Genomic DNA, 7682 nt, shown 5'->3' with positions numbered 1-7682 from the left:
GTACGCCCGTTTGAAGCAGTGGCGAGGACTGGCCACTCGTTATGACAAACTCGCCGTCGTCTATCGAGCCGCTGTCGTGCTCAACGGTGTCATCGCTTGGTTACAGCATTTATCAGACACGCCCTAGCTCCGTTTCGAGCCTTTCGACCTGGTCGGGGTGGAGGGTCGCCATGAGTTTGTGGGTGTTCATCTCTAAGGTTCCCACGACGAGTTCTGCGGCCATGTCGAGATCTTTCACCTGGACGTCGGGATGACGGGCGAACACCTCGCGCACCTGGCTCACCCGGGCTTTGCCGTGCCGGTCGATCGCTTCGATCAGGTCACTGGAGACAGGCGCTACCTCGATCATGATCTGCAGGAGCTGGGGGTCGTCGCGGTGGTTGTCGATCGCGTCGCGTACCAGGGACCGGATGACACCTTCGAGGCTGCCGGGAGTCATGTCCAGTTCTTCGGCTCCTGTCCATGAGCCGCGGTCGATGTGCCGGACCAGCAGCTCGGCGAGGATGGCGTCCTTGTTCGGGAAGTACTGGTACAGCGAGCCGATGGACATGCGGGCCCGTTCGGCGATTCGGTTGGTTGTGCCGGCCGCGTATCCGTACTCGGCGAAAACCTGAGCAGCCGCGGTGAGGACCCGCTCGCGGGTGAGTTCGGCGCGAACCTGCCGGGGCTCGCGACGTGGGGCGAGGCGGCGATCGCCGGGGGTCATCCGTTGTTCCTCCTGGCCGGTGAAAAGCGAGTAGCAAATAGCTGAGCTTTTACTCACAATAGTGACATGAGCTACGAAAACACCAGAACCGACAACCTGGGAGTGTGGCGTTGAGCCCCCGGGTCCGCCTCCCACGAGAGCGCAAGATGCTCACATTGGAGGTACGGCGCTGTCAGCCGGTCTCCCCCGGCTTCACCACAGTCACCCTGGGTGGGCCCGGCATACGGCACCTCGTTCCAGGGGAAGCTGACCAGGCTTTGCGACTCTTCTTCCCACGCGAGGGGCAACATAAGCTGCAGATGCCGACCGCCTCGAACGAGGCGTGGATGGTTCAGGTCCTGCAGATGCCGAAAGCGACTCGTCCGTGGGTGCGCACTCTGACCGTCCGCAGCCTGCGCCCAGCGGAGCAGGAACTCGACATCGAGTTCGCTCTGCACGGCGACTCGCCCATGACCTCGTGGGTACGTCGGGTCCAGCCGGGAGACCCTGCCGGGATCTTCGATCTCGGTTCCATGTACGGTCCGCCTGAGCACACCCGAGGACGCCTGCTGGTGGGTGACGAGACTGCGTTGCCAGCCATCTTGTCGATCCTAGACAGGGATCCGAACCCGTCGCCCACAGAAGTCTTCGTGGAGGTGGCGACCAAGCACGACATCCGCGCCGTTCCCACACATCCCGGCGTGCGTGTCCACTGGCTCAGCCGCGACAGCGAGAGTCTGCGTCCCGGCGTCCGCGCACTGGAGGCGGTTGCTGGTGCCGAACTGCCCGAAGGCCCCCTCTATGCGTGGGCGGCGGGCGAGGCCAAGCTGGCCACTGGCGTTCGGCGACACCTAGTCAACGACCGTGGCATACCGAAACGGGACGTCTCCTTCTACGGGTACTGGCGACTTGGCCGGTCCGCCCCCGGCTGAAAGGAGGCCTCATGCCGCAATACGCCTTCGAGCCGGACTCGATGCACCAACTCTCCAGGTGGACGAGGTCGAGGCGATCGTCATGCTCCCGATTCTCTCAGTTTGACGAGCTTGGCTAGTTGACAGTCAGCAGAGACTTGAGTGGTCCCGGAGCTCCAAATGCACCGGGACCACTCAAGTCACCCCGCGATCGCGCGCACCGCAGCAACGAGCGCGGCCCGATGACTGGCGATGCGCTGATCTGAGCCGTCGGGTTCGGCGGCGAGGCCGCGCAGGGCGGGCGAGGCGTTCGACCACGACGTCGCAGTCGAGACGGTGAAGGCGAGCAGGTCAGCTGCATCGCACTGATTGCCGATGATGCCGGCCTTCTGCGCCGCGGCGATGGCAGCCACCTTGGGGCGGTACTCCTCGATCTCCTCGCTCCCGACCCCGGACCTCTCCAGCTGCGCCCAGACCGTCAGGCGCAGCGTCTGAGGATGCTCAAGCAGGTAGTCGAACATGCGTCCGGCATAGTCGCCGAGGTCATCGGCGGCGAAGGGGACGGCAATGACGAGCTCCCGGAGGGCGTGGGCGACGACGATGTCGAAGAGCTCCTCCTTGTTGCCGAAGTGGGCGTAGATGGAACGCTTGTTCGCCGACGCGGACTCGGCGATCCGATCGACTCGCGCGCCAGCCAAGCCGTACTGGGCGAACTCGATCACGCCCGCGTCGAGGATCCGGGCCTTGGTGGCAGTCGCGTCAGGTGGCATGGCACCAGTCTACAGGAGAACGTAACTAACCAGTTATTGACGGACCGATCAGGGACAACTATTGTGACACGAACCAGTTAGTTACCTATCGTGGCCGGCACGCTTTGCTCGCCCACGAGAGAAGGAGTAATGCCATGAAGGCAGTCGTCATGACCGGAGCCAACGAGCCCTGGCAGGTCCAAGAAGTCCCGATGCCCACGGCCGAGCCCGGCCAGGTGCTCGTCAAGGTCCATGCATCAGGTATGTGCTACACCGACGTGTGGGCCACTCAGGGCGCAGGCGGCGACATCTATCCCCAGACGCCGGGCCACGAAGTCGTCGGGGAGATCGTCGAGGTCGGTGTCGGCGTGCACGGCCGAGAGGTCGGTGACCGGGTCGGCACCACCTGGGTGCAGCAGGACTGCGGCCGGTGCGACTACTGCCTCAAGCGGCTTCCGCTGACAGGGCAGACAGCCATGAACTGCGCGGCTCCGCGGCTGACGGGCTTCACCGCCCAGGGCGGCCACGCGGAGTACATCGCGATCGCGGCCGAGGGCACGGTGCTGCTTCCCGACGAGCTCGACTACGTCGATGCGGCACCGATGATGTGCGCCGGGTACACCACGTGGAGCGGGCTGCGCGACGCGAACCTGCGGCCGGGCGAGCGGATCGCCGTCCTCGGCATCGGCGGGCTCGGGCACGTCGCCATCCAGCTGGCCAAGGCCTCGGGCTTCGAGACGATCGCGATCACGCACTCGCCAGACAAGCACGACCTCGCCAAGCAGCTGGGCGCGGACCACGTCGTCGCCAACGGCCAGGAGCTGGCCGACCTCGGCGGCGCAGACCTCCTGCTGGTCACCACCAACGCCTTCGACACCGCTGAAGACGCCATGACGGGCCTGCGGCCGAGCGGGCGCGTGGTCCTCAGCGGTCTGGACTTCACCCGCCCGTTCTCGATCTCGTCGGATGGCGTGCCATTCCACATGATGCGCCAGCAGGTCATCGGATCCACGCACGGCGGCCAGCACTACCTCAGCGAAGTCGTCGACCTGGCCGGAAAGGGCAAGGTTAAGCCGATCACCGAGACCTTCTACCTCGACCAGGCCACCGAGGCCTACGACCGACTCTCCACCGGCAAGATGCGCTTCCGCGGAGTCTTCACCCCGCACAGCGCCTGACCAACGGCACCTGCGCCCTGGGCCGGGCCGGACTGGCTCGGCCCAGGGTTCAGGGCGCTTCCGCCCACAGACCTCGTGAAAGGACGACCCATGCCCGAGGCCCAGCAGAGTGCTCCGCGATCACCCAGGACCACCGGCCGTGCCCGACTCGTCCCGATGCGCCCCCGCGACCCCCACGAGCCCGGGCGGGCAGCGTCGACACTGGAGCTCTTCTTCGACCTGGTGTTCGTCGTCGCCGTCAGCATCGCCTCGGTCCAGCTGCACCACGCGCTTGCCGAAGGCCACATCGGGCAGGGCACCCTCGACTACGCGATCGTCTTCTTCGGGATCTGGTGGGCCTGGATGAACTTCTCCTGGTTCGCCACGTCCTTCGACACCGACGACTGGCTCTACCGGGTGCTCACCATCCTGCAGATGGGTGGCGTGCTGGTCTTCGCCTCCGGCATCCCTGCGGTGTTCGAGCGCTACGACTTCACCGTACTGATCATCGGCTACGTCGTCATGCGGCTGGCGATGGTCGCGCAGTGGCTGCGCGCGACCCGATCAGGCGGAGTCGCCGGTCGCGCGGCCTGGTCCTACGCCACCGGGATCGCCGTGGTGCAAGCCCTCTGGCTCATCACCCTCCTACTCCCCTCACCGGCATTCCAGATCGCGCAGGTCATCATGATCGGCGCTGAGATCGCCGTCCCGATCATCGCCGAACGCATCGGCAACACCCCGTGGCACCCGCACCACATCACCGAGCGATACGGACTCTTCGTCCTCATCCTGCTCGGCGAGAGCCTGCTCGGATCGGCCAACGCCATCGTCGAGGCCCTCGGCCACACGAAGGACCCGGCTCCGCTCATCTCCCTGGCCGCGCTCACCCTGATCACCACCGCATCCCTCTGGTGGCTCTACTTCTGGCCGCCGCACCACCACGCCATCCGATCCTTCGCCAGCTCACTGGTCTACGGCTACGGGCACTACCTCATCTTCGCCGCAGCCGGCGCGCTCTCCGCCGGCATCGAGATCGAGATCGGCGTCCTCGCCGGTCACGGCGAGCTCCACCCGCCCTTCGCCTCGTTCGCCTACACCGTCCCGGTCGCCGTCTTCGTCATCGGGGTCTGGGCACTGGCGATCAGGCCCCACGGTGATATTTGGGTCAACGTCGCCGTACCGCTCGCTGGCCTCGCCGTACTCATCGACCCGCTCATCCCGATTCCCTTCGCACTCACCTCCGTCATCCTCGCTCTGATGATCGGCGTGCTCGTGTGGAGACGACCACAGCGACGGCTCGAGTGAGGGCGGCGCACCAAGCGGTCCAGGAGAGCTTGGTCCACTGAACCGTGATCGCCCCCGCGTCAGACGTTTACGCGGCGCGCCGACCCTGATCCTGTTCTTTTCTTGATTTGGCAGGCGTGGTCCAAGGCTCGACAGCCCTGTATGACCATGCGTCTGGCTGCACGGATATGAGCACAATGTGATCCATCCGACAGCGCGCCGGCTCACGCGAAGGCAGTCGTCGTCCATGCCCGGATAAGCGCAGTTACCAGACACCCGACCCGGCAACTCATCTCGCCGTCGAAGACCAAAGAATCCATGAGCCGGGGCGAGTGAGCTCGACCATCAATCGCGTCGCGCGCCCGCCGTCGTTCCCTCGGAACACGACGCCGAACCGCTAGAGCCAAAGGAAGATTTCGCGCAGGCTAGAGGCACACGCGAAGCCGACGATGCGCTTCCCCTTTTAACGGAGCCATGCCAACTGACACATCCTCGACTCCCGCTGGGCACCGCATGATCACTATGCGCCGCTATCTCCCGCCGTCTGGTTCTCCGATTGCTGACTGCCGAGGCAACGGCATCCACGTTTCCCATGTCTTTCGTTATTGATCGGTCCTCACACTGCCGATACGCTTTCGTAGGGCCTCATTCCTGTTTGAGAGTCCGCTGGGCGGTGCACCGACCTCATGAAGCTTCGACATTTGAAGCGGTGCCTACCGCGAGACCGTTCAAGTGGGTAACACCACGCGGGGTCGAGTGCAGACGGGCTCGAATTCAGACGAGTTCGACCTGAGAGGTTCATCATGACCGTGTCCGACTTGAAGACTCTGATCACCGCCATCATGGACGGTCTCCCCGTGGAAGCGCCCCGTGTCGAGATCTTCTGGAGCCGCTTCCTGAAGGACAGCTTCTACGACGTCGTCTCTCTCGCAAGGGAGGACGGCGTCGAGTTCCTCGATTAGAACGCACCATGGCTGGAGACTTCTGCAGTGGAAAGCGTCTTCTACGGCTGGGAGCATATGCGAGCGGAATGGGCTGATTTCGATACGTTCAACCCTGCTCAGTAACCTGCTCGACCAAATGGCTCGGATATGAGCAGGCGAACCGCCACAGACTGCGGCGATTGGTCATGCTGATGCAACGGTTCGAGAGGGCGTATTCAGTTCTTTCAGTGGCCACTGCCATCGTCCAGAGGCCGCTTTGACTATCATCAGCATCGTCTCGTTCCCTGCCGATGAAGTGATCGTGCCGACCAAGACGCACCTGTCGATTCGCGCCCGCTGCGACAAAGAGACCATGGTTCACGCGAATCCTCATGCGCCAGAGCCGAGCCGAGCTTGATCGCGTCAGCTTGCTCGCGACAGCCGCCCAGCTTGGCAGGTGATCACGCTACTGACCGATGTTCGTGCCCCCACCTGTGCAGTATCTCGAACACCGGCTCCAGGCTCCTGCCTTCATCCGTGATTCGATACGTCACCTGCGGAGGGACAGTCGGCTCCACTTCACGATCGACAAGCCCGTGGTTGACCAGAGACTTCAACTCGCTCGAGAGCACCTTCTGGGATATCCCGGCAACCTGCCGGTGCAGGTCTGCGTATCGACTTTCGCTTTTGAGCAGCTCCCATAACACCGGCATCGTCCACTTACCGCATACGGTGTCGATCGTGGTCCGCATGGTCTTACCGCAATACTCCCGCGCTGTCGCTGGCATGTCCTACCTCGAAGTTAGATGCTGACCTGGAAGTGCCGTCTTCCCAGTTAGCCGCGTATCAAGCAGGCTAGTTGAAGAACGAACCGAAGAACAGAAGGAGCAACTATGCCCATCGCCAACCTCGATATCGTCCCCGAACTCATGGACGGCGACAGGAAACCGCAATATCAGAAGATCGCGCAAAGAATCACCGACGCGATCGTCTCGAGCACAGGAGCTCCGGCGGAATCCGTGCACGTGCTGATCAACGAAGTCTCTTCTGCGAAGTATTCGGTCGCTGGGACCATGCTGAGCCAGTAGCCCGATCCATCCGAGCCGATGGCGCAATAACGTCTCTGGCCCGGAAGGCTTAGCCCCTTGCGAACGTTTGATGTGGGATGTGGCCAGTTGCCGTTTCCGCTTCACGACAAATCAGTGAATCGTGAAGTCAAGCACCTGCTTTTCGCCGAGATGATTCTCCCACTCCACGTGCAACTGCCCCGTCTTCCTCTCTGATATCGGAGCCAGGTCGAACTGGACGTGTTGGCCCGGTATCAGTTCGGGTACATTGATGTCTTTGTTCACGTCCCCGGTGATCTCGACGTGATAAGCAGTCGTGTCGTCGTTGCGGAGAGTGCACACGGCTTTGCCCTGCTGAACCAGTTCCATGATTCGCTCCTGCGGTAGGCTCGGACGATAATTATAACGAGCTTGGCTGGGAGTCGAGCGCTTCGATGAAATCCTTGGAGCCGCCTTAGACAATCTGCCGTTACTGAGGAGCACTCAGATAGTGACAGATCAATCTGCTCTAGAGCTCCTCATGCGCGCTCATGAGGTGAGGGCACCTCGAACGTCGCAATCATCCGACCTGGCCTGGGTGAAAACAAATGCACAACATGAAGAGCGCAACCTGGTCCTGTGGTCGACCACAGAGCACATCGACGAAGCAAACGCAGTGTTCGGAGAGGTGCCAGCACTCTGGCACTCGTGGCCGAACCACTCTGAGTACAACATTGAGCGCAAGTTAGAAGAACGCGGTTTTCTCTTCGTGGAGGAGGAACCTGTGATGGTGGTAGATCTGATTCGTCCTTGGTTTGATGGAGGGTATGCGGTTACCCAAGAAAGGACTACCCTCAACACATCATGCCTACCTCGAAATATCTACCAGAAGTACGTGAACGAGCTACCCGGCTGGCTCTCGAGGCC

At 62.6% G+C, this 7682-nt stretch carries 10 protein-coding genes and 1 pseudogene; 7 read left to right on the top strand and 4 right to left on the bottom strand.

Going from position 1 to position 7682, the window contains the following annotated elements; translation table 11 throughout:
* Positions 1-127, top strand: a pseudogene (locus tag ACPUD7_RS17450) (IS5/IS1182 family transposase); the annotation flags it as partial.
* Here the strand turns inward: ACPUD7_RS17450 and ACPUD7_RS17445 are convergent.
* A complete protein-coding gene (locus ACPUD7_RS17445; RefSeq protein WP_425120617.1) occupies positions 113-706 on the bottom strand; it encodes a TetR/AcrR family transcriptional regulator in 594 nt (197 codons plus the stop codon). The pseudogene ACPUD7_RS17450 and the gene ACPUD7_RS17445 sit on opposite strands and share 15 nt — an antisense overlap.
* Before the next feature lie 146 nt (positions 707-852).
* Between ACPUD7_RS17445 and ACPUD7_RS17440 the strand changes: the two genes are divergently transcribed.
* Positions 853-1617: a siderophore-interacting protein gene (locus tag ACPUD7_RS17440; protein ID WP_425120616.1), complete on the top strand. Its 765-nt coding sequence runs from the start codon at positions 853-855 to the stop codon at positions 1615-1617.
* A gap of 179 nt (positions 1618-1796) precedes the next feature.
* Here ACPUD7_RS17440 and ACPUD7_RS17435 read toward each other — a convergent pair whose 3' ends face one another.
* Positions 1797-2366, bottom strand: a complete 570-nt coding sequence (locus ACPUD7_RS17435; protein WP_425120615.1) for a TetR/AcrR family transcriptional regulator — start codon at positions 2364-2366, stop codon at positions 1797-1799.
* 134 nt (positions 2367-2500) lie between these two features.
* On the opposite strand from ACPUD7_RS17435, the gene ACPUD7_RS17430 reads away from it, so the two are divergent.
* The 3 genes from ACPUD7_RS17430 (at position 2501) to ACPUD7_RS17420 (ending at position 5748) form a co-directional block, all read left to right on the top strand.
* Positions 2501-3523: an alcohol dehydrogenase catalytic domain-containing protein gene (locus ACPUD7_RS17430; protein WP_425120614.1), complete on the top strand. Its 1023-nt coding sequence runs from the start codon at positions 2501-2503 to the stop codon at positions 3521-3523.
* Between the two features lie 90 nt (positions 3524-3613).
* Entirely contained in the window at positions 3614-4807 is a 1194-nt protein-coding gene (locus ACPUD7_RS17425) for a low temperature requirement protein A (RefSeq protein WP_425120613.1), read from the top strand.
* Positions 4808-5589: 782 nt separating this feature from the next.
* Positions 5590-5748, top strand: coding sequence for a hypothetical protein (locus tag ACPUD7_RS17420; protein ID WP_425120612.1), 159 nt, complete (start codon positions 5590-5592; stop codon positions 5746-5748).
* Between the two features lie 422 nt (positions 5749-6170).
* Here the strand turns inward: ACPUD7_RS17420 and ACPUD7_RS17415 are convergent, their stop codons facing one another.
* Positions 6171-6461, bottom strand: coding sequence for a winged helix-turn-helix transcriptional regulator (locus ACPUD7_RS17415; RefSeq protein ID WP_425120611.1), 291 nt, complete (start codon positions 6459-6461; stop codon positions 6171-6173).
* Positions 6462-6602: 141 nt separating this feature from the next.
* Between ACPUD7_RS17415 and ACPUD7_RS17410 the strand changes: the two genes are divergently transcribed.
* Positions 6603-6797 carry a 2-hydroxymuconate tautomerase gene (locus tag ACPUD7_RS17410; RefSeq protein ID WP_425120610.1) on the top strand — a complete coding sequence of 65 codons (195 nt, stop codon included), beginning with the start codon at positions 6603-6605 and terminating at the stop codon, positions 6795-6797.
* 111 nt (positions 6798-6908) lie between these two features.
* On the opposite strand, the gene ACPUD7_RS17405 is transcribed toward ACPUD7_RS17410, so the two are convergent.
* Positions 6909-7145 (bottom strand): hypothetical protein, encoded by a 237-nt coding sequence (locus ACPUD7_RS17405; protein ID WP_425120609.1) that lies wholly within the window; start codon positions 7143-7145, stop codon positions 6909-6911.
* Positions 7146-7266: 121 nt separating this feature from the next.
* Between ACPUD7_RS17405 and ACPUD7_RS17400 the strand changes: the two genes are divergently transcribed.
* A partial coding sequence (locus ACPUD7_RS17400) for a hypothetical protein (protein ID WP_425120608.1) occupies positions 7267-7682 on the top strand: 416 nt, incomplete at its 3' end.

It is taken from the genome of Brevibacterium sp. FAM 24630, assembly GCF_049804075.1.
GTDB lineage: Bacteria > Actinomycetota > Actinomycetes > Actinomycetales > Brevibacteriaceae > Brevibacterium.
The sequence above is the reverse complement of the archived record's forward strand: the minus strand, read 5'-3'. Positions and strand labels throughout refer to the sequence as shown.

Bases quoted from the DNA above. Each gene is read 5' to 3' on its own strand.
- ACPUD7_RS17420 (WP_425120612.1), top strand. From the start codon at position 5,590: ATGACCGTGTCCGACTTGAAGACTCTGATCACCGCCATCATGGACGGT.
- ACPUD7_RS17405 (WP_425120609.1), bottom strand. From the start codon at position 7,145: ATGGAACTGGTTCAGCAGGGCAAAGCCGTGTGCACTCTCCGCAACGAC.
- ACPUD7_RS17440 (WP_425120616.1), top strand. From the start codon at position 853: ATGCTCACATTGGAGGTACGGCGCTGTCAGCCGGTCTCCCCCGGCTTC.
- ACPUD7_RS17410 (WP_425120610.1), top strand. From the start codon at position 6,603: ATGCCCATCGCCAACCTCGATATCGTCCCCGAACTCATGGACGGCGAC.
- ACPUD7_RS17430 (WP_425120614.1), top strand. From the start codon at position 2,501: ATGAAGGCAGTCGTCATGACCGGAGCCAACGAGCCCTGGCAGGTCCAA.
- ACPUD7_RS17415 (WP_425120611.1), bottom strand. From the start codon at position 6,461: ATGCGGACCACGATCGACACCGTATGCGGTAAGTGGACGATGCCGGTG.
- ACPUD7_RS17425 (WP_425120613.1), top strand. From the start codon at position 3,614: ATGCCCGAGGCCCAGCAGAGTGCTCCGCGATCACCCAGGACCACCGGC.
- ACPUD7_RS17445 (WP_425120617.1), bottom strand. From the start codon at position 706: ATGACCCCCGGCGATCGCCGCCTCGCCCCACGTCGCGAGCCCCGGCAG.
- ACPUD7_RS17435 (WP_425120615.1), bottom strand. From the start codon at position 2,366: ATGCCACCTGACGCGACTGCCACCAAGGCCCGGATCCTCGACGCGGGC.